The organism is Kribbella sp. NPDC050459, assembly GCF_040655315.1.
GTDB lineage: Bacteria > Actinomycetota > Actinomycetes > Propionibacteriales > Kribbellaceae > Kribbella.
On sequence record NZ_JBFAJQ010000004.1, the window covers coordinates 66,131 to 86,770 of the forward strand.

21 protein-coding genes are annotated in these 20,640 nt (G+C 69.1%); 7 read left to right on the forward strand and 14 right to left on the reverse strand.

What is annotated here, in order from left to right:
• Positions 1-65 precede the first annotated feature (65 nt).
• The 6 genes from AB0I12_RS16395 to AB0I12_RS16420 all read right to left on the reverse strand — a co-directional run bounded on the left by AB0I12_RS16395 (position 66) and on the right by AB0I12_RS16420 (position 5,965).
• Positions 66-698 (reverse strand): hypothetical protein, encoded by a 633-nt coding sequence (locus AB0I12_RS16395; RefSeq protein ID WP_359929880.1) that lies wholly within the window; start codon positions 696-698, stop codon positions 66-68.
• 71 nt (positions 699-769) lie between these two features.
• The gene (locus AB0I12_RS16400; RefSeq protein ID WP_359929881.1) at positions 770-1,471 is read right to left on the reverse strand and encodes a hypothetical protein; all 702 of its coding nucleotides are present in this window, start codon (positions 1,469-1,471) and stop codon (positions 770-772) included.
• Between the two features lie 79 nt (positions 1,472-1,550).
• Positions 1,551-3,077, reverse strand: coding sequence for a precorrin-2 C(20)-methyltransferase (locus tag AB0I12_RS16405; RefSeq protein ID WP_359929883.1), 1,527 nt, complete (start codon positions 3,075-3,077; stop codon positions 1,551-1,553).
• A complete protein-coding gene (locus AB0I12_RS16410) occupies positions 3,074-3,703 on the reverse strand; it encodes a precorrin-8X methylmutase (protein ID WP_359929885.1) in 630 nt (209 codons plus the stop codon). The genes AB0I12_RS16405 and AB0I12_RS16410 overlap by 4 nt, the downstream gene beginning before the upstream one ends.
• Positions 3,700-4,755, reverse strand: a complete 1,056-nt coding sequence (locus AB0I12_RS16415) for a precorrin-3B synthase (RefSeq protein ID WP_359929887.1) — start codon at positions 4,753-4,755, stop codon at positions 3,700-3,702. Before AB0I12_RS16415 ends, AB0I12_RS16410 begins: the two co-directional genes overlap by 4 nt.
• A gap of 43 nt (positions 4,756-4,798) precedes the next feature.
• Positions 4,799-5,965 carry an MFS transporter gene (locus AB0I12_RS16420; protein WP_359929889.1) on the reverse strand — a complete coding sequence of 389 codons (1,167 nt, stop codon included), beginning with the start codon at positions 5,963-5,965 and terminating at the stop codon, positions 4,799-4,801.
• A 145-nt stretch (positions 5,966-6,110) separates the two neighbouring features.
• On the opposite strand from AB0I12_RS16420, the gene AB0I12_RS16425 reads away from it, so the two are divergent.
• The 3 genes from AB0I12_RS16425 to AB0I12_RS16435 all read left to right on the forward strand — a co-directional run bounded on the left by AB0I12_RS16425 (position 6,111) and on the right by AB0I12_RS16435 (position 8,734).
• Positions 6,111-6,593, forward strand: coding sequence for a MarR family transcriptional regulator (locus AB0I12_RS16425; RefSeq protein WP_359929891.1), 483 nt, complete (start codon positions 6,111-6,113; stop codon positions 6,591-6,593).
• A 76-nt stretch (positions 6,594-6,669) separates the two neighbouring features.
• Positions 6,670-8,124, forward strand: a complete 1,455-nt coding sequence (locus tag AB0I12_RS16430; RefSeq protein ID WP_359929893.1) for an MFS transporter — start codon at positions 6,670-6,672, stop codon at positions 8,122-8,124.
• Positions 8,102-8,734: a TMEM175 family protein gene (locus AB0I12_RS16435; RefSeq protein ID WP_359929895.1), complete on the forward strand. Its 633-nt coding sequence runs from the start codon at positions 8,102-8,104 to the stop codon at positions 8,732-8,734. The genes AB0I12_RS16430 and AB0I12_RS16435 overlap by 23 nt, the downstream gene beginning before the upstream one ends.
• Here the strand turns inward: AB0I12_RS16435 and AB0I12_RS16440 are convergent.
• The 8 genes from AB0I12_RS16440 to AB0I12_RS16475 all read right to left on the reverse strand — a co-directional run bounded on the left by AB0I12_RS16440 (position 8,676) and on the right by AB0I12_RS16475 (position 16,093).
• Positions 8,676-10,235, reverse strand: a complete 1,560-nt coding sequence (locus AB0I12_RS16440) for a carboxylesterase family protein (protein WP_359929897.1) — start codon at positions 10,233-10,235, stop codon at positions 8,676-8,678. The two genes, AB0I12_RS16435 and AB0I12_RS16440, sit on opposite strands and share 59 nt — an antisense overlap.
• Before the next feature lie 108 nt (positions 10,236-10,343).
• Positions 10,344-10,745 (reverse strand): hypothetical protein, encoded by a 402-nt coding sequence (locus AB0I12_RS16445; RefSeq protein WP_359929899.1) that lies wholly within the window; start codon positions 10,743-10,745, stop codon positions 10,344-10,346.
• 20 nt (positions 10,746-10,765) lie between these two features.
• Positions 10,766-11,446 carry a DUF433 domain-containing protein gene (locus tag AB0I12_RS16450; RefSeq protein ID WP_359929901.1) on the reverse strand — a complete coding sequence of 227 codons (681 nt, stop codon included), beginning with the start codon at positions 11,444-11,446 and terminating at the stop codon, positions 10,766-10,768.
• A gap of 87 nt (positions 11,447-11,533) precedes the next feature.
• Positions 11,534-12,301, reverse strand: coding sequence for a precorrin-6A synthase (deacetylating) (gene cobF / locus AB0I12_RS16455; protein WP_359929903.1), 768 nt, complete (start codon positions 12,299-12,301; stop codon positions 11,534-11,536).
• A gap of 25 nt (positions 12,302-12,326) precedes the next feature.
• Positions 12,327-13,154 carry a hypothetical protein gene (locus AB0I12_RS16460; RefSeq protein WP_359929905.1) on the reverse strand — a complete coding sequence of 276 codons (828 nt, stop codon included), beginning with the start codon at positions 13,152-13,154 and terminating at the stop codon, positions 12,327-12,329.
• 143 nt (positions 13,155-13,297) lie between these two features.
• Positions 13,298-14,050, reverse strand: a complete 753-nt coding sequence (locus AB0I12_RS16465) for a hypothetical protein (RefSeq protein ID WP_359929907.1) — start codon at positions 14,048-14,050, stop codon at positions 13,298-13,300.
• A gap of 97 nt (positions 14,051-14,147) precedes the next feature.
• Positions 14,148-15,644: a glucose-6-phosphate dehydrogenase gene (gene zwf, locus AB0I12_RS16470; RefSeq protein ID WP_359929909.1), complete on the reverse strand. Its 1,497-nt coding sequence runs from the start codon at positions 15,642-15,644 to the stop codon at positions 14,148-14,150.
• Between the two features lie 71 nt (positions 15,645-15,715).
• Entirely contained in the window at positions 15,716-16,093 is a 378-nt protein-coding gene (locus AB0I12_RS16475; RefSeq protein ID WP_359929910.1) for a VOC family protein, read from the reverse strand.
• Positions 16,094-16,153: 60 nt separating this feature from the next.
• On the opposite strand from AB0I12_RS16475, the gene AB0I12_RS16480 reads away from it, so the two are divergent.
• The 4 genes from AB0I12_RS16480 to AB0I12_RS16495 are packed head-to-tail and all read left to right on the forward strand — an operon-like array spanning position 16,154 to position 20,603.
• Positions 16,154-16,483, forward strand: coding sequence for a YciI family protein (locus tag AB0I12_RS16480; protein WP_359929912.1), 330 nt, complete (start codon positions 16,154-16,156; stop codon positions 16,481-16,483).
• Positions 16,480-17,661 (forward strand): RNA polymerase sigma factor, encoded by a 1,182-nt coding sequence (locus AB0I12_RS16485; protein ID WP_359929914.1) that lies wholly within the window; start codon positions 16,480-16,482, stop codon positions 17,659-17,661. The genes AB0I12_RS16480 and AB0I12_RS16485 overlap by 4 nt, the downstream gene beginning before the upstream one ends.
• A 43-nt stretch (positions 17,662-17,704) precedes the next feature.
• On the forward strand, positions 17,705-19,888 hold the full coding sequence (locus AB0I12_RS16490; RefSeq protein WP_359929916.1) for a hypothetical protein: 2,184 nt from the start codon (positions 17,705-17,707) through the stop codon (positions 19,886-19,888).
• Entirely contained in the window at positions 19,872-20,603 is a 732-nt protein-coding gene (locus AB0I12_RS16495) for a hypothetical protein (RefSeq protein ID WP_359929918.1), read from the forward strand. The genes AB0I12_RS16490 and AB0I12_RS16495 overlap by 17 nt, the downstream gene beginning before the upstream one ends.
• Positions 20,604-20,640 lie beyond the last annotated feature (37 nt).

The window sequence follows — 20,640 nt, forward strand, 5'->3', positions numbered from 1 at the left end:
GGAGCGTCCGGCGGCAAACATGACTCGGACGGCGGATAGCTGCTATCCGCCGCCCGGGCCGACCGTCAGTCGGTACGCCGCTTCCCGGCGACGCCGCCGGCGACCGCCGCGACCAGCGTGATCAGGACGGCGGCCGCGACCGCGACCAGGCCGCCGGTCGTCAGCGTCGTGTCGGCGATCGGCAGCGACGGCAGGTCCATCCGGTTCAGGACGTCGTACTCCGAGCCGGCCAGCGCGGCGAGCCCGGCGACGATCGCGGTCACCACGATGCCGATCAGCCAGACGCCGAAGCCGTGCAGGGCGCCGTGGGCGCGGGCGAGCCGGCCGGCGACGGATCCGCCGGCGTAGTAGGCGATCGCCAGGACGACCAGCAGGACCACGACGGACGCGATCCCGATGGTGCCGGCCGTGCCGGCGCTGCCCTGGGCCGCGTTCCAGTCGATCGTGAGCGCGTAGTCGACGGCGGCCGCGACCGCGCCGACGATCCCGGTCAGCAGCGCGATCATGCCGATCGCGACCAGCCAGCCGTAGAACGCCGAGCCACCGGCCGAACCGCGGCGCCTCGGTTCCACCAAACCGTCGTCCCGCTCGTCCCGCTCGTCCCGCTCGAGATCGGCCACTGCGGGCCGGTCGTCGACGTACGCCTCGGACGGTCCGAGCCGATCGACGCGGGTGTCTTCGTCATGCTGCTGAGTCATGTCAGCTTCTCCTCACCGGACAAGCCCCGTGTGTCACCCCAGTACCCCGGGGTGAAACCAGCAGCGACAGCTCAGAGTAGTTGGTCGATGCGGTCGTGGTAGCGACGCCCGGACTTACCGCCGACGACGGCGGCCAGCAGCGTGAGGACCAGGACCGCGGCCGTGGCGGCGATGCTGCCGAGCAGGAGCGTGTTGTCGGCGATCGCGACGTCCGGCCGGTTGATCTCGTCGACCAGGCCGTACTGGTTGTCCAGCAGCCAGCCTGCGCCGCCCGCGAGCGCTCCCACGACCACGGCGATCATCCAGACACCGAAGCCCTGCCGTCCGCCGTCGAAGCGGGCCAGCCGGCCGGCGACGTAGCCGCCGATGTAGAACGCCAGTGTCAGCATGAACAACGTCACCCCGGCCGCCGTGATCGAGGCCGCGCCGGGCTGGGCCTTCGCGTCGCTCGCGGTGTAGTCCAGGACCTCGGCGGTACCGAGCGCGGCTCCCGCCACGGCGGCCATCAGCAGCACCGACATCGAGACGGCGATCAGCCAGCCGAAGAACGCCGCACCGAACTTGAACCCGCGGTACGACAGCAGGTCCGCATCGACCTCATCCTCCCCGGGCAGCGCCGGCGGCGTCCGCAACGGCGGGTCCGGGGTGACCGAGATCGTGCTCATCGCCCGGCTCGCGGCCGCACGGGCCTCCTCGTACTTCTGGGTGCTGGCGTCGCCGGCGGGCGTGGCGATCGTGGCCGTGGCGGTGTCGCCGGGGTACTGCTGACTCATCTCCGCGGGCTCCTCACAGGTCGGCTTCGGGGCGGTCCCTACCCGCCCGCACCGCGCCTGACACGGCCGGAGTGCGGATTTAACCGACTCCTGGTGTGCTGTCACTCGCTGTCGCGGGGTATCGGCGCGGAGTGAAGACCAGTGAGCCGGCCGGGCGGGGCACGGTACGCGTCTGTGACGAGCCGACCAGGAGCAGGCACCGCATGTCAACCGTTTCGGGGTCGAGCTCCGCCAGCGTCGTGACGGTGATCGTCTCCTCCGGACCGCCGACATCGCGACCGACCACCACCGGCGTACCGGGAGCACGGTGCTCGAGCAGCAGGTCGCGGGTCGCTGCCACCTGCCACGTGCGGGTCTTGGAGGCGGGGTTGTAGATCGCGATCGCCAGGTCGGCCTGGGCCGCGGCGTTGAGGCGCTGAGCGATCACGTCCCACGGCTTGAGCCGGTCCGACAGCGACAGCACGCAGTAGTCGTGTCCCAGCGGCGCTCCGACCCGGCTGGCGACCGCTTGCGCGGCGGTCATGCCAGGCAGCACCTGTACGGCGATGTCGGCGTATTCCGGCTCCGCGGCGACTTCGGTGACCGCACTGGCCATGGCGAAGACGCCCGGGTCGCCGGACGAGACCACGACGACCGTGTAGCCCTTGCGGGCCAGGTCGAGCGCGAACGCGGCCCGTTCGGACTCGACGCGGTTGTCCGAGCCGTGCTTGCGCTGCCGCGCCCGGTCCGGCAGCCGGTCGACGTACGTCGTGTAGCCGATCACGTCGTCCGCACCCGCGATCGCGGCCCGGGCCTCTGGTGTCATCCAGTCCGGGCCGGCCGGTCCCAGGCCGACGACCGTGACTGAGCCTTCGGTGGCGGTCTTCGTGACCGGGGGAGCGAAGGTGTTGTTGATCGGGCTCGGGAGGAGCGCGAGGGAGAAGTACGGCACCTCGTCGGGGTCGACCTCGTTGAGCGGCGCTGTGCGCTGCGCATCGGTGGTCGCGCGTTCGACGTACCAGGCCTCGTCGGCGCGTCCGGCAAGCTCGAACGCCTCCCGGACGTTCGCGAAGGTGCGCCCGAGCTTCATCACGGCTGCCGCGTCGGTGGAACGCAGGCGGTCCGCCAGGACGTCCGGCGGCAGCGTGCCAGGCAGCACGGTGAGGATCTCGTCGCGTTCACAGAGCGGGCGTCCGAGGACAGCGGCCGCGGCGCTGACCGAGGTCACGCCGGGGACCACCTCGCACGGGTACCGGTCCGCGAGCCGTTTGTGCATGTGCATGTAGGAGCCGTAGAACAGCGGGTCGCCTTCCGCGAGGACGACGACGTCCCGGCCCGCGTCCAGGTGCGCGGCGAGCCGGGCGGCGCAGTCGGCGTAGAAGTCGTCCATCGCACCCTGGTAGCCACCCGGGTGGTCGGTCGTCTCCGTGGTGAGCGGATAGACGAGATGCTCCTCGATCTGCCCCGGCGTCAGGTACGGCGCGGCGACCGCCCGCGCGATGCTCCGCCCGTGCCGCGCGCTGTGGAACGCGATCACGTCCGCGGCCCCGATCAACCGGGCCGCCTTCACCGTCACCAGCTCGGAATCGCCGGGCCCCAGCCCGACACCCCACAGTCGCCCGCTCATTCGACCTCACTCGCGATCGCGTTGACGGCCGCCGCGGTGATCGCGCTGCCGCCCCGACGGCCGCGCACCACGAGGTACTCGAGCCCGAGCTCGTTCGCGGCCAGCGCGGCCTTGGACTCGGCCGCTCCGATGAAGCCGACCGGGATCCCCAGCACCGCGGCCGGCCGCGGACCGCCGGCCGCGATCACCTCCAGCAGCCGGAAGAGCGTCGTCGGCGCGTTGCCGATAGCAACAACTGCGCCGTCGAGCCGGTCCAGCCACAGATCGACGGCGGCGGCGCTGCGCGTCGTACCGAGGTGTTGTGCGAGGTCCGCGGTCCGCGGGTCCTGCAGCGTGCAGATCACCTCGTTGTCCGCCGGGAGCCGCCGCCGGGTGATGCCGGCCGCGACCATCTGCGCGTCGCACAGGATCGGCGCTCCGTTCTCCAGCGCGGCCCGGGCGTTCTTCACCACGTTCGCCGACCAGGCGATGTCGGCGACCAGGTCCGTCATGCCGCACGCGTGAATCATCCGTACGGCGACCTGCGCCACATCGGCCGGTAGCCCGTCCAGCGCAGCCTCGGCCCGGATCGTCGCGAACGACCGCCGGTAGATCTCCGCGCCGTCCCGCTCGTACTCGTAACTCACACCCGTTTCCCGTCCACCAGATAACCGTCACCGACAGCAAGAACATCCACGAACGCACCGCTCGGCTTCCCGCACCGCCGCTCGCAGCCCGACCAGTGCACCCGCCGGCCGTCCCTTCGCATCCCGGGGACCAGCCGGGCGGCGTCCGCTCGGACATCTGCCAGCGACTTCGCGCACCCGGGCCGGCCTGCGCAGGCTGTGACACCTTCCCAGACCGAGCCCGGTGTGGTGCTGAGGCCGACGTCCTCCAACCCTGCAGCCGCAGCGGGCACAACGACAGAGCGCCAGGGCGTGATGCGGACCTCATCGCCCGACCGGACCAGTGCCGCGGCCTGTTCCTGCGTCAGGCTTCCCAAGGGCACGGTGACCACCAGCGCGGCACCATGCCGACCCGCTGTCACCCGCGTCGACTCTGCCGGCAGGGCCTCGGCTGCTTGCACTCCAAGCCGCTCGAGCACGCGCTCAGCACCACCGACGACCTCAGCGATCCGCCATTCCTGGTCACGCACCTCGAGGAAGGCCTCGGCCGCGGCCAGCATCAGCTCCGGCACCTGGTCCCACTCCACGCGCACACCGCGCGCCCCGAGACTCAGCAACGCACTCCGCTCGTCGAGCGCCCGCACCGCAACGTCCGCCTGCAGCTCGGCCAAGTCACCACGCCCGTCATCCAGGGCGAACAAGAAGCGTCCTGGCAGGTCAGCCAGCGCAGGGTGGTCGCACAACGCTCGGTCCAAGGCAGCGGCCACGGGAATTACGTCGTACTTCGACTGCTGGTCCAGACCGGACAGCGGCGACGCCAGGATGTTCCGCACGCGCTCATGTGCGATCGACGGCAGCAGCCCTGCAGCAAACAGCCGGTCCGACAGCTGCCGTGGCCCGTCGGCACGGAGCGCGCGGATCTGGATGTTGCCGCGCGACGTCAGCTCCAGCCGGCCGTCACCGAGCTCGGCGGCAGCAAGGCGCAGTACGTCGACCTGCTCGGACGTCAGCCGCCCGCCGGGGACCCGCACGCGTGCGAGGCCGCCGTCAGCCGCCTGATGCACTGCCAGCACACCAGGGCACCGATCACCTTCTGTCCTCGCCACAGCGGTGATGCTACGTCCCCGAAACCTCGTGTGTTCTGGCCCACAGCAGGAACCCGACCGCCACGAGTGCACACACGCCTCCGGCCGTCATCGCCACCGGGACCGACCACGCGTCCACCACCAACCCGCCGAGCAGCGCGCCGATCGACAACACCGCCTGGAACGACGAGGTGAACCAGACTGTCGCAGCCTCCCGCGATTCCGGAGCGGCCTGGGCGAACATGCTCATCGAGCAGACCGGCACGCCGCCGTACCCGAGTCCCCACACCACGAGCAGCACGAGCGCCCCCGCCGTACTGCGGCCGATCACCGGCATCAGAAGCGTTGCTGTGGCGATGAGTGCGGCACAGGTGACGAAGGTGCTGCGGCGATGTGCCTTCGGCCCGGCGAGGAGGTTGCCGACCAGACCGGCGGCGCCGTAGACGAGCAGGAACAGGCCGATGAGCTCCGGACGCACGACATCGCGCAGGAACGGCGTCACGTAGGTGTAGGTCGCGAAATGTGCCGTGACGATCAGAGAGGTGACGATCAGCGGGGTCCGGCTCCTGCGCAGCGCGGCAGCGAGCACGGCGGGCTTGGTGACCTGCAGAGGCGGGAGTTGCGGCACCGTGGTGCGCAGTGCGACCAGAGCCAGCAGTGCGAGTACGCCGAGCGCACCGAACGACGCACGCCAGCCTGCGAGCTCGCCGAGGAACGTTCCCGCCGGCACGCCGAGCACCGAGCCGAGGGGGACCGCGGAGAAGATCACAGCGGTGGCCCGCGCCGCCCATCGCTCCGGGACGAGCCGTCCGGCGAGACCGGCGCCGATCGACCAGAAGCCGCCGATGGTCAGGCCCACGAGGAACCTGGCCGCCAGTTCCAGCCAGAAGACCGGTGCGGTGGCGGCGACCAAGCCGGCGACGGCCAGCAGGACCATGAGCGCGCAGAGCATCAGACGCCGGTCCAGCCGTGCCGTTGCGAGCGTGACGATCGGCGCGGCGACCGCCGCGACCAGGCCGGGCATCGTCATCAGCAGGCCGGTGCGGCCGGGTGTCAGCGCGAAGTCGGCGCCGATCGGAGTGAGCAGGCCGATCGGGAGGATCTCGGTGGTGACGATCGCGAAGATCCCGAGCGTCAGCGCGCCGGCGCCGAACCACTCGAGCGCCCGCGGCGACGACCGGGTTGTCAGAACAGTCATGCGGTCCAGGCAACCGGCCGTGGTGCCGGACGGCTCGCGGTTTCGCGACAGCGCGGTCGGAGGCGGGCAAGCCGTCGCTTTTCCGCGAGGAATGATCCGGCTCGGGATCATCTCCGGCCAGATGATCCGAGCTAATCTCGATGGTATGGCGCAGCTCCCGGCACGGACCGTCCCCGACCTCACCGGATACCTCACGCACGCGGGTCACGTCCTGGAGACCCAGCTGTCCGCGGCGCTGGCGGAGGTCGGCCTGACGCTGCGGATGCAGTGCGTCCTGCGGCACGCGCTGGAGGCCGAACGCACGCAGATCCAGATCGCCGAGCTCGCGTACCTGGACAAGACCACGATGGTCGTCACCGTCGACGCCCTCGAGAAGGCCGGGTACGCCGAACGCAAACCGTCCACGACCGACCGCCGCGCCCGAATCATCGCCGTCACCGAGGCCGGCGCCGCGATCGCGGCCGAGGGGCAGCAGATCGTCGACCGCGTCCACGCCGAGGCGCTGGACGCCCTGACCGCGGCGCAGCGCAAGACCTTCGTCGAGTCCGTCACCACCTTGGTGGACGGCCCGCTGGCCACCCCGGTGACCGCCCAGCCCGTCCGCCGCTCCCGCCAGCGCACCGCCTGATCATCCATTAAAAGATCGTCTGTTACGGGACTATCTGTTAAGGTCTCTCCTGTCGGCTATCAGACAGGAGAGCGTTGTGGCTGTGGAGTCTGCGGAGTTGGCCGGGCGGGTGCGGGGACGGACCCAGGCCCTGGTCGTGCTGTGCGTGATGCAGTTGATGATCATCCTCGACGGGACCGTGGTGACCGTGGCGCTGCCCACGATCCAAGGCGATCTGGGGTTCTCGCAGGCCGGGCTGGCCTGGGTGATGAACTCGTACCTGATCGCGTTCGCCGGTCTGCTCCTGCTGGCCGGGCGGATCGGTGATCTGGTCGGGAGCAAGCGGGTGTTCGTCGCGGGGCTCGCGTTGTTCACCGCGGCCTCGCTGTTGTGCGGTGTGGCGGGGAGTGCGGAGGTCCTGATCGCTGGACGCTTCCTGCAGGGGGTCGGCGGCGCACTGGCCTCGGCGGTGATCCTCGGCATGATCGTGAGCCTGTACCCGGCTCCCGGTGAGCAGGCGCGGGCGATGGGCGTCTACAGCTTCACGGCCGCCAGCGGCGCGTCGATCGGGCTCATCTTCGGTGGGGTGATCACTCAGACCGTCGGCTGGCACTGGGCGTTTCTGATCAACGTGCCGATCGGTGTGGTCTCACTGGTGTTCGCGGTTCGGCTGCTGGCTCACCGACCTGGTCTTGGCCTCGCCAACGGTGCGGACATCGTGGGCGCCGTGCTGGTGACGTCCGGGCTGTCGCTGGCCGTCTACACGATCGTCCAGACCGCAGAGCCGCAGGCGACTCTTGCCGGCACACTTCTGCAGGCAGGCGCCGCACTCGTCCTGCTGGCCGCGTTCGTCGTACGGCAAGCGCGCATCAAGCACCCGTTGCTGGCTCTGCGCATCTTCCGTCGCCGTCAGCTCAGCGTGGCGAACGTCGTGGTCGTCCTGCTCTTCGCGGCCGGTTTCGGCTTCCAGTTCACCACCGCGCTCTACGTGCAGCGCGTCCTGGGCTACGACTCGCTCACCACCGGCCTCGCCTTCCTGCCGGCGCCGATCATGAACGCACTGATGTCGCTGTCATTGGCGCCGCGCCTGACTGTCCGCTTCGGTCCGCGCAGGATGCTGATCGCCGGGCTGGTCATCTTCCTGCTGGCGCTGCTCTGGATCAGCCGTGCGCCGGTCGACGGCTCGTACGTCGTCGACGTCGGCCCGGTGCTGGCGGTGATGGGCGCCGGTATCGGTCTGGCGATCCCGGCGTCGATCATGCTGGCGATGTCCGGCGCGGACGCCGGCGACGCAGGGCTGGCCTCAGGCCTCAACAACACCGCACAGCAAGCCGGTGCGGCCGTGGGCACCGCCGTACTGGCAACGCTGGCCGCGTCCACGACCTCCAACCGCCTCAGCGACGGCGCCGACAAGCTCCTGGCACTACGCGACGGCTACGGCGCGGCGTGGCTTGCGGCCGCCGGATTCGTGCTGGCAGCGGCCCTGCTGTCGATCAGCCTGCTCCGCGGCACGGCTACTCTTGGCGGCCGTGAGTACGTCGAGAGACCCTGACCGGCTCGTTCTGTTCACCGATGCGGTCGTTGCCATCGCCATCACGTTGCTGGTGCTGCCGCTGGTCGACCTGGTGCCCGAGGTCAAGGCGGACGGCGGCGACGCGGTCAGCGTGATCAGTGAACACCGCCAGGAGATCTTCACGTTCCTGCTGAGCTTCGTGGTGATCGCGAGCTTCTGGCTGGGGCACCACCGGGTGTTCGAGCATGTCCGCGCGTACACGCCGGCCATGATGCGGCTGAACCTGCTCTGGCTGCTCACCATCGTCGTGCTGCCGTTCCCGACCGAGATCGTCGGCGCCTTCGACAGCGACCGGTTCACGGCCGGTCTGTACACCGGGACCATCCTGGCGCTCAGCATCTGCCAAACCGCACTCACGTGGCTGGTTCACAGCCACCCCGACCTGGAGAAGCCGGACAACCCGGTCGGGCAGCAGGAGCTCACCAGCTCTCTGCTGCTGACCGGGTTGACCGTGGTCGCGTTCCTCCTGGCGTCGTTGGTGCCAGGCGTGCACTTCTACGCGATGTTCCTGCTCCTGCTGTCGCCGATCCTCATGCGGGTGTGGAGAGGTCGCTCCAGAATCCGCACTGGTGCTCAGTCGTCAGATTGACGCGCTTGATGCCGCCCTGGTCCGTCGGCGCGAGCGAGAGCCCGTCGACGGTCCGTACGCCGGTCGGTGACCACTGCGGGCGGTCCGGGCCGTTCGGGTTGCCGGTGCGCGCGAACGCTGTCCAGTAGTCGATCATCTGGTTCGACAGCCTCTGCTGCGTCTCCGACATCGGGAAGTCGTACCCGCCGAGCCGGAACAGGTACGGCAGCTCCATGGCGTGTGCGGCTCCCAGCCCGGGCGCTGCGATCGGAGAGTGCTTGTCAGCGAACTCGTACGCGTACACCGGGACCTTGCGCGCCGCCTGCCGGTCCGCCGCGACCTGTGTGCACGACCAGATCCGGTCCGTCGTCACAGCACCCCACGCCGCGGCCGGCGACTCGTAGCTGGTCTGCGGGTAGTGCCGCAGTACCTCTGCTGCCTTCTGCGCGCCGACCATGTTCCGCACCAGCGCCGGGTAGTCCTTGATGTCCCCGAACGCGGCCAGCCAGCCGTTCGCCTCGTCGTGGTTGTTCCCGGAGATGATCGGCACCCGGTGGAAGAGCCCCGCGCGCAGGGCCTTCGCCGGGCTGAGCGGTACGACGGGGCTCCCGCCGTACCCGATCTGCGTGAACTGGAGCAGGTCGTCGACCAGGACGTCGGCCTTCAAGCCGCGCAGGCACTCGATCGTGGTGCAGTTCTTGCCGGCGGCCCACTCCTTGCCGTTCGCCTGCGTCCGGCTGACGGGGACCCACGGGGAGTCCGCGGTCTGGCCCGGGTACTGGCTGTTGTCGGCCCAGTTGAAGGCGCAGGAGCCGCTCTGCATGATCGCCTTCGCGAACAGGCCGGACGCGGTCGGAGAGGTCAGCTGCGCGCACACGCTCATCCCGCCGGCGGACTCGCCCGCGACCGTGACGTTGCGCGGGTCGCCGCCGAACGCGCTGGCGTTGCGCTGCACCCAGCGCAGGGCCGCCTGCTGGTCCTGCAGACCGAAGGTGCCGGAGCCGGGCAGACCCGGGTAGCCGAAGAAGCCGAAGATGCCGAGGCGGTAGTTGACCGTGACAACGACGACGTCGCCCCGCGCGGCGAACTTCGACGCCTCGTAGCTGCTGCCGGCGCCGGAGAAGAACCCGCCACCGGGGATCCACACCACGACCGCGCGAGGCTTCGTGGATGAGGCGGTGGGCGTCGTCACGTTCAGGTACAGGCAGTCCTCGGCCACCGATCCGTCCGGCGCCTCGGAATTCGGCTGCTGCGCGCAGACACTGCCCACCTTCGACTCGCGCACCCCACTCCACGGCTGCACCGGCTGCGGCGCCTTCCATCGCAGGGCGCCTGTCGGGGGAGCGGCGTACGGGATCCCGTCGTACACCAGCGCGTCTCCGACCGACCGCGCAGCCACCCGCCCCGCGTCGGTCCGTACGACGTGCTCAGCCGCGTGGCCGGCCCCAGCGCCGCTCACCAACGTCCCGGCCGCGGCCAGCCCGGCCGCCGCCACTATCGCCAATAGCCTTTTCTTCGTCATACCGGCACCCTCCGCCGGCAGCCGCCCTCACCACTTCGTGCCGATGGCCAAACCCTCTAAGACTTTGGTCTAGCCTGCACTCGAGCGCACCCCGCCCTGCTACGGCACTTACGGTTGGTCTCGGAGGTTGAGCGGTCTGATCCCGGATGCGCTCATAGCCAGTGCCCATGGTCCAGCACCACGCTTGATGATCTCGCGTTGAAGCCGAGCCTCGTGCTTGAGGAACAACTCCACCTGGTCGCGAGGACCGAGATCCTGTTTGGCGCCGATCCACACGGAGCGGATTCCGAGCTCCGAGTATGCCCTCAGTTCGGCGGGTCTGGTGCGGATCCGCCGGTCGCGGGTCAGGACAATCAGACCGCGCTCGGCGACTACCGGCATCCAGTCAAGGTCCAAGGTGCCGAGCGGCACCTCAGGAAGCTTGTCATGCCCGGGGTAAAGGACGTCGTCCCGGCCACTGCGACGCAACAGTTTCCCCAGACCCAGCGTGTTCTCGTCGGTGAAATACACCGGGACGAGACCGGGCGCCATCAGGCGGCGCGCTCGCGACCGGCGATCAGTTCGAAACGAATGGCCTCATCGACCTGCGCGGGACTCAAGTCATAGAGGTCGGCCAAGTCCTCGCGGGTCGTACCTGCTCGGAAGTCCTCAGCCAGAGATTCCGTGCGCACGTTGCGAACGGCGGGTTGCCCGAAGGACCGTCGCGGGTCCATCACCACATCGGGAGTGCGGACCTCCGGCTTCAGACGCCCGACGATGTCGCCGACGTACTCGACCGCTGAGCTGAACCGCTCCGCCGACTCAGCCAGCACCAGTTGACCGTTGCGCACTACGACGAGCTGCAGCGAACGCTCGAGCCCAACTTGCTCCTGTACGACTCTGACCAGCTCACGGCCCTCGACGTCGAGGAACGGGCGGGCATGCGCGAGAGGGTAACGGCCGAACTCGTTGCGAAGCCGGATGATCGCTGGACGAAGTCGCTGAACGGGGACGTCGCGGCTTCGAAACTCCGCGAGTAGTCGCGCCTCGACCATTTCGCCCCAGGTGACCACATCTGTGCCGGCTGGCTCGGCACGCAGGACCGGGTCGTAGAACCGGCCTCCACGCTCGTACCCCTCGAGCCAGCGGCGGGCGGTACCCGCGTGCAGACCGACCAGGCGATCCACATCGGCATACGAGTAGATCGCTCGATCGAGGAGAGAGTTGGCCATGACAGTGATTTTGACACCGACCGGGGACAGAGCGCGAACCTGTTGCTTCGTGTCGGCAAACCGGCTGGTGCCTCCCTCCCGTCGCTCTCAGCCGTTGGAGCGTTGGCGCCGGAGGAGGTAGGTGTCCATGATCCAGCCCTTGCGGTCTCGCGCCTCGGCGCGGACCTTCTCGATCTCGGGCGCGACCTCGCGGAGCGGACCGGAGACGAGGAGCTCGTCGGGCGTGCCGAGGTAGGCGCCCCAGTAGATGTCGGTGTCCTGGTCGAGGTGCTCGGTGAACGCGGTCTGCGCGTCGAGCATCACCACGACGTCGTCCACCCCGTCCGGCCACTCCTTCGCGAGGCGCCGGCCGGTGGTGATCTGGATCGGCCGGCCGACCTGGTTCAGCCCGACCCGGTGCCGCGCGGCGAGCGTCGACACGCTGCTGATCCCCGGAATCACCTCGACCGAGAACGCGAGCTCACCGCGCGCCAGGATGTCGTCCAGGATCGCCAGCGTGCTGTCGTACAGCGACGGGTCGCCCCACACCAGGAACGCGCCGACCTGGTCCTCGCCCAGCTCGGTCGCGATCAGGTCCGCGCAGACGTCCGCCCGCCGCCGCCGCCAGTCGTCGACCGCCTCGACGTACGCCGCGGTCGTGCGGTCCCGCTCCGGGTCCCGGCCGGTGACGACGCGGTACTCCTTGCTCGTCGCGTACCGGCGGAGGATCTCCGACCGCAGGTCGACCAGCTCCTGCTTGACCTCGCCCTTGTCCAGCACGAAGAACACGTCGACCCGATTCAGCGCCGACACGGCCTGCATCGTCACCTGCTCCGGATCGCCAGCACCGACCCCGACCACCACAATCTCGCGCATGCCCGCAGCGTAGAGGAGGCCGACGTCAGCGGGAGAACTGCCAGCGGATCTCATCGTTGTCAGGAAGCACCACGACCGTGCCGGACCCGGCCCTCCACCCATTGGGAAGCAGGAACGCCCGTCCGCCCGAAACCACCAGCAGACGCAGCCCGGTGGTGCGGTAGTGCACGGTCTTACCGCCCTCGACGATCGGTTCCTCGACGACGCCGGGCGCCTCGAGTCCAAGTGGTGTGCTGCTGAACACAGTGGCGCGCGGGAGGTACCGAACGTTGTCCTGCACCTGACGCGCGTACCCACGGCCGACCGCGGTCGCATAGTCCGACACCGCCCAGAACAGCGCGGCCGTGACGACGCCGCCGACGAGCAGCAGCCGGAACGCCCGGTACCAGACGGGCGGTACCCCACGTTGAGCCGTTGCGGACTTGTCGGTCGCGGCCGTCCGCAGCCGGGCGCCGTACGCCGCGACAATGGTGCCTGCAGCAACGATCAGCGGCGCGACCAGGTCGACCGTGTCGCCGGCCACCGTCGCGGCGACGACCGCGGCCGCGACCGCGCCGAGGCCCGACAACAAGGCGATCCGCCCCGCCCTCCGCAGCGCCGGACGAGCCTCGGTACGGCGGAGCGCCGCGTCGACCCGGAGATGTACGGCGAGTGCGCCGAGCGCGAGGCCGGCGAGGACGAGGAGCGGCAGGTACAACGTGCTGATGCTGTTCATCACGTAGTCGCGCGTCGTGTAGCCGAACAGGCTGACGTCGAGCCCCATCTCCCGGGCCTGCGTATCGGAGCGCGCCCAGCCGAAGTAGATCATCAGCGCCGTGGCGATCGTCAGCGGCGGACCCAAGGTGGTGAGCACCGACACCACCGCCTGCAGGGGCGACTGTCCACTCGGCGCTTCGCTGTCGGGCGGCTCGGCGGTCGGCGTTTCGCGGGACGGCCGTCCGTTCGGTTGCGGTTCGTTGGCGGGTGGCTCCAGGGGCGGTCTGCCGGTGGGCGTGGTCATCCGTCTGAGGTGGGGGCTGCGTCGGGTGACGACGTCTCGGACGGGCCTCCGGCCGGCGGGGTCTCGTTGGTCGGCTGCTCCGTGGGCTGGTCCGTGGGCTGGTCTGTCGGCTGTTCGGTGGGCTGCTCGGTCTGTTCGCCGTTCTCCTGGTTCGCGGCGTGACCGCACTCGGTCTCCTGGGAACCGGTGGTCACCCGGTGGAAGCGCACCCTCGGTACCGCGCCGGGATGGGCGCGGCGCCAGGCGAGGCCACGCGCCATCAGGTCCTTGACCAGGGGCGTCAGGCAATCGTGGTTGAGCGCGCCGGTCTCGGCGTTCTGGTTGGCCTCGACGACGGCCCACTGCTTCGACTGACCCTTGACCGCGGCCTGGCAGAGGGCGACCATCGCCTTCCCGAAGTCACCGCCCTGGTCGGCGGTCAGGTCCGCGACCTCGCTCTGCAGGTCGGAGCACTTGCCGTCGGCAAGATAGTTGTACGCCGACCAGGTCGGCGTCGGTGACTGCGGATCCTTGGGCCCCCACGGCACCCAGGACAGCGACCCGCCGCCCTTGTCCCCGCCGCCGTTGTCGCCCCCGTTGTCGCCCCCGTTGTTGTCACCCCCGTTGTCACCACCGTTGTTCCCGCCCGGATCGCCGCTCTGGCCGGAGTCCGACGTACCCGAATCGCCCGCTGTGCTGTCGGATCCGCAGCCCGCGGGTAGGAGCGCAAGGATCAGCAGCAGGCTGAGTGCAATGAGTCGACGCGGCATGGCAACCCCCCCATGGCCCGAGGAAAACCGTCCCTCGAACCTCAGGGTGCGCGCAACGTGGCGCAGGGTCAACGGCCTGTCGGTGCCGATCGGAGGCTTACGGCTTGGCCTGGCGCCACTCGCGTTCGAACGGGAGCCGCCAGGCGCGCGGCGCGATCAGCTGGTGGATCGCGTTCGGCCCCCAGGTGCCGGGCTGGTACGGCTTGGCGGGCGGCGGGTCCTCGAGCAGCGGCGCGGAACGGTCCCACAGCGACTCGATGCCCTCGGCCGTGGTGAACAGCGTGTGGTCCCCGCGCATCGCGTCCAGGATCAACCGCTCGTACGCCTCGAGGACGTCGCCCGCGCTCTCGGTCTCCTGTGTGGAGAACTGCATCGACAGCTTCTCCAGCCGCATCCCCGGGCCCGGCCGCTTGCCGTAGAACGACAGCGACACCCGCGACGAGTCGGCCAGGTCGAACGTCAGGTGGTCCGGACCTTCCGAGCCGACGCCGGAGCCGGCCGGGAACATCGTCTTCGGCGCCTCCTTGAAGGCGATCGAGATGATCCGCTGGCCCTCGGCCAGCTTCTTGCCGGTGCGCAGGTAGAACGGCACGCCGGCCCAGCGCCAGTTGTCGATCTCGACCTTGAGCGCGATGAACGTCTCGGTGTCGGAGTCCGGCGCGACGCCTTCCTCGTTGCGGTAACCGCCGTACTGACCGCGGACCACGCAGGCCGGATCGAGCGGCAGCATAGACCGGAAGACCTTGTTCTTCTCCTCCGAGATCGCCCGCGGCTCCAGGGCGGTCGGCGGCTCCATCGCGACGAACGACATCACCTGCATCAGGTGCGTGACGACCATGTCCTTGAACGCGCCGGTCGGCTCGTAGAAGGTGGCCCGCTGGTCCAGGCCGAGCGACTCCGGGATGTCGATCTGCACGTGGTCGATGAAGTTGCGGTTCCAGATCGGCTCGAACAGGCCGTTCGCGAACCGGAACGCCAGGATGTTCAGTGCGGCTTCCTTGCCGAGGAAGTGGTCGATCCGGAAGATCTGCGACTCGTCGAACGTCTCGTGGACGAAGTCGTTGAGCTCGATCGCGGTGGCCAGGTCGTCGCCGAACGGCTTCTCCATCACCACGCGGGCGCGCTCGACCAGGCCGGCGTCGCGCAGCATCGCGATCACCGCCTGGGCGGCCTTGGGCGGCACCGACAGGTAGTGCAGCCGCCGGGTGTCCGGGCCGAGCAGCTCCTCGGCGGCCTTGACCGCGGCCGCCAGCGCCTCCGGGCCGGCGGTGACCGGCACGTACTCCAGCCGTTCGGCGAACTGCGCCCACTCCGCGTCGCTCATCGCGTGCGTGCCGAACATCTCGACCGCCTGCCGCGCCCGCTCGCGGAACTCGTCGCAGGTCAGGTCCTCGGTGGCAGTCCCGATGATCCGCACGTCCGGCGCGAACCGGGACTGCTGCAGATACGCCAGACCGGGCAGCAGTTTGCGCTTGGCGAGGTCGCCGGTGGCGCCGAACAGCACGATCACGTGCGGCGCCAGCGGCTCCGGATCCCGCCGCGACGGTCGCGATCCGGGCGCCGGATACGCAATGGTCTGAGTACGGTCAGGCATTCAGTCCTCCCGAGGACGCCACCGGAGCCAACACTCTCCGCAGTCTAGGTGGCTCCGGTGACGGCCACGCGTCAGGCTGATTGCCACAGACCGAGGATGTTGCCCTCCGGATCCTTGAAGTACCCGGCGAAGCCCATGTCGCCGACCGGGAGTTTCTCGCCGACGCGTTCGCCGCCGAGGCTCTCGATGGTCTTCCAGGCGGCGTCGATGTCCGCGACGTCGACCGTCAGCATCGGACGGGTCAGGTCGCCGGTGCGCTGGAACATCCCGCCGTTGATGAAGCCGGGCTCGGCCGGCATCGCCTGGTCGTCGACCGGTCCGGTCGACACCATCGTGTAGTTCAGCTCGGGCATTTCCATCAGGTTCCACCCGAAGGCCTCGCGGTAGAACGCCCGCGCGCGCTCACCGTCGTCGTACGGCACCTCGAAGTGCACGATCCGCCCTGTCATCGTCCGTACCTCCCCCTGAGAGTTCCTTGCTGTCGACGCTAGACCTGCGAGGATGAAGCGGTGAAGTACCTGCTGATGATCTGTGGAGACGAGTCCGCCGCCGCGCACGCCGACGACGGCTGCGGCGGCTGGTCGGAGGAGATGGAGTCTCGCGGGGTCGTGACCGGCGCGGCCGGGCTGCGGCCGCCGGACGAGGCGACCACGCTGCGGGTGCGCGAGGGCGAGCTGCTGCTGACCGACGGGCCGTTCGCGGAGACGAAGGAGCAGATCGGCGGGTTCGTGCTGATCGACTGCGCCGACCTGGACGAGGCGATCGAGATCGCGGCCAAGCACCCCGCGGCCGGCTACGGCACGATCGAGATCCGGCCCCTGCTGGAACCGCCGGTGTGACCTTCGAGGAGATCTACCGGCAGGAGTGGGGCCAGGTGGTCGCCACACTGATCCGGCTGACCGGCGACTGGGAGCTGGCCGAGGAGTGCGCGCAGGAGGCGTTCGCCGCGGCCCTGCAGCGGTGGCCGGCGGACGGCGTACCGGATCGGCCCGGCGCCTGGCTGACCACGACCGCCCGCAACCGGGCGATCGACTGGCTGCGCCGCGAGGCGGTCGGTGCGGCCAAGCTGCGGGAGGCGGCCGCGATCGAGTCCAACCAGGAGCCGCCGTACGACGTACCGGACGATCGGCTGCGGTTGATGTTCACGTGCTGCCACCCCGCCCTGGCGATGGAGGCCCGCGTGGCGTTGACGCTGCGGACACTGGCCGGTCTGAGTACGGCGGAGATCGCGAGGGCGTTCCTGGTCCCGGAGACCACCATGTCGAAACGCCTGACCCGCGCGAAGCAGAAGATCCAGCACGCGGGCATCCCGTACCGGGTCCCGCCGGCGCATCTCCTGCCCCAGCGGACACCCGCCGTGCTGGCGGTGCTGTACCTGCTGTTCAACGAGGGGTACTCCGACGTCGTCCGGAGCAATCTGACCGGTGAAGCGATCAGACTGGCCAGGCTGCTCGTCCACCTGATGCCGGACGAGCCTGAGGCCACCGGCCTCCTCGCGCTCATGCTGATGCACGACGCCCGCCGCGACACCCGGCTGTCCCCGGACGGCGCCCTGGTCACCCTCGACGACCAGGACCGCACACGCTGGGACCACGCCCAGATCGCCGAAGGCGTAGCCCTCCTGGACGCCGCCCTCCTCCGCAACGAGCCCGGCCCGTACCAGATCCAGGCAGCAATCGCCGCCTGCCACGCCACCGCCCGCACCGCCCCCGAAACCGACTGGCCGCAGATTGCCGCGCTCTACGCCCAACTCCCGCAAACCCCCGTAGTAGCCCTCAACCGAGCCGTAGCCATCGGCATGGCCGACGGCCCCGCCGTAGGCCTACACCTCGTAGAAGCCCTGACCGCCGACCCGCTGACCACCTACCACCTCCTCCCAGCCACCCGAGCCGACTTCCTCCGCCGCCTCGGCCGCCACAAAGAAGCCGCAACGGCCTACCGCGAGGCCCTCCTCCTGGCAACCACAGAAGCCGAACGACTGTACCTGCAGAAACGGCTGGCTGATTCGCTCATTTGAAATGCCCTCACGCGCGTACTGTGGCAACAGGGGGAGGGGCGCGATGGCGGGAATCGTGGGCGAAACCGATTGGAAAGCGATTGGCGAGGAATTCAGCCGACGCGAGCTGACAGCGCTGACGAAGTCGCTCGAGGACAACGGCGCGTTGCGGGATGTCGTCGACACGGCGCTGACGAGGTCGGGGGAGGTCGACGACGGTCGATCCGCGGATTTCGAGCAGGCCTGGACGACGGCCCGCGAACGACCCGGTGCGACAGTGGCGCTCGCCACCTACCTCTACGCGAGTTGTCAGGCCGCATGGGAATTGACGGGGGATTACGACAAGATCAGGAGGACGATCGAGGGCGCGCGCACCGGATGGGACCAGTGTGGCAAGTCGGTCGACTGGTACGACGCGGCCACCGAATTGTTCCTCCGCCACGTCGAGTCGCTGCCTGACTGCATGGACGCCGAAGGGGCGGTCAACTGCTCCTGCCCGATCGCCCTGGCCCACCACGCCGGCGAGGTGTCGAAAGCCAATGCCGAGATCCTCCCGTCGATCAAGGACCTCGATCAGCCGGGCGCAGAGACCTTTGTGCGCTTCCTGTCCGGCATCGTCGAGAAACACTTCGTGACCTACGACGCGATCGCGGCGGTCGCCCGCGGAGTGAAGCTCTGGCTCTACGAAGAGCCCAGCGCTCGCGGCGAGCTCGAGGCGTGCAAGGCGCTACTCAAGAAAGCGGAGGCCAACGAGCTCGTGGCCGAGGACGTCTACGCCTCGGAGCTGCGAGCCCACAGGTACGCGCTGCAGAGCCTGACCGAGTCGAGACTGCCCGAGCTGACGTTCCGCGACACACGCTTCGTCTACTGCTATCCGTTCGCCATTCCTTCGCGGATCAGCTGGGAGAAGCTCGAAGCCGCGATCGCGCGGGTCGGGAAGGAAGGGCGCCTGGCCGGCGCACGACCCAACCTCGTCGAGGACATGGATCTCTCCGACATCTGGAACAGCGACATCTATCAGGGCCTGGTGCTGATGTTGCCGCCAGTGAACGTGGCGACGACCGCGGGCCTGAATCTGCGCCACTCGGTCGAGTTCCGTTTCAGCAAGTTCGGCAACCACTACATCCGGCTCGAGCACGACGGCACCGATCTCGGATGTCACGATATCTATCAGGGACTGCGGCGCGTCTCGCACGTGATGGGCGTCGAGAAGGTCACGTGGCTCGACGGTGCGCCGGACAGATCGTGGAAGCGACTCCACGAGTTCGCTGCCGACCTGCTCAAGTCCCTGGCTGATCAGGTGGACGATGCGACGACGGATGACTGGTTCGCGGACTTCCGCAATGACTTCAATGTCGTTCTGGAGATCAGGCGCGCGAGCATCCGGGGCGAGGACGGCCGTGAGCGCGAAGCGACTGGCCACGACGTCATCGAGTCGGCCGGCCGGCTGTTGCTGAATCCGGTGACCAGTTACGCGACCGCACTCGAGGAATGGACACGCCGGGAGACGCCGACCGAGTTCAAGAACCTGTCCGAGGACGCCGGCTACGACAGCGACGTCGTCGCGAGGACCGACAACACCACGCTGCTCGTGCTGCCCGGAAGCCCGAGCTGGGTCTATCTCGGGCACGAGGAAGAAGCCGAGTTCGTCGCCTCCCTCCGGCCGCTGCTGCGGCGCTGGCAGCGTGAGCTGCGCGTCCGGAAGGAGAAGCTGGCCGGATCGCTGAGACCCGGCGAACTCGAGCGGACCAAGCGGGGGCAGGTGGAATCCGAGCGCTTGGAGCTGGCCGGTCACGTGGCCGACGTCCGTTCCTGCCTCGACCGTTTGCACAGCAACGAGTTGTGCCGCCCAGCAGTGCATCGTCGTCTGGTCGACCGGCTGTACGTCGCGGCGGGTCTGGATCGGCACGAGGAGGAACTCGAGGCCGAGATTCGTGAGGTCGAGGCGCTCTACACCCTGTTCGCCGCATATCTCAGCGCCGCCGAGGAGCTGAAGGCACGCGCGGAGGAGATCGCCACCAGCAAGTACCAGCGCAGTATCCAGGTGATCCTCGGTGTCCTGGCGGCGCTGTCGCTGGTCGGCCTGTTCGATGCGATCAATCAGTTCAGCCAGGCCTCCGCCGCGGATCGAGTGCCGTCGCCCTGGGCTACGGCTGAGCTCGTGTTCGTCCTGCTGGCCGCGGCTGCGATCGCACTGACGTTCTGGCTGATGGGGCGTCCTCGAGGCAGACATGGCCGCGGTACCTGATCAGGTCGTCGTGGAGTACCGGGACTCCTGGAGGCTGACGTCGGGGCAGCTCGAGCGGCTGTACGACGAGGTGCTCAATCCGAGTTTTCCCGTGGATGAGCTGGTGCCGCGGGAGCGGTTGTTGCCGCGGCTGGCGCGGGAGGACAGCGGAGTTTGCTGCCGCGTCGCGGTCGACGCTGCCGGGCGGGGTGTGGCCGCGATTATCGCCGAGGTCTACCCCGAAACCTGCGTGCTGCTGCTGTCGTACCTGGCTGTCCTGTCGGGGCTTCGTGATCGTGGCGTCGGGACCGGGCTCGCGCGCGACGCCGTACCGCGTTGGATTGTCAGGTACCAGCCGGCCCTGGCCGTCGCGGAGGTCGAGGATCCGCGCTTCCACGACGACAGTGAGGCTGCCGGTCACGGCGACCCGGACGCTCGGATGCGGTTGTACGAGGGGTTCGGCGGACTGATCCTGCCGGTCCCGTACCTGCAGCCGGCACTGTCCGACGGAGCTGATCGGGTCCGCAACCTATTGCTGATGGCGTTCCACGTCGACGCGAAGATCTGTCACGATGAGCGGCTCGACGGCGAACTGCTGGTGCGGTTCCTGACCGACTACTTCACGGTCTGTGAAGGCAAGACGCCTGATGACGCCGAGTTCGCCGTGTTGGTCGATGCCTGTCGACGTCCGGGCGGGATCCCGCTGGTGAAGCCGTCCGAGTTTCTTTCGGGCTGAGTGTCTGTCCTGGAGGAACCCGTTCGTCGGTGGGGTA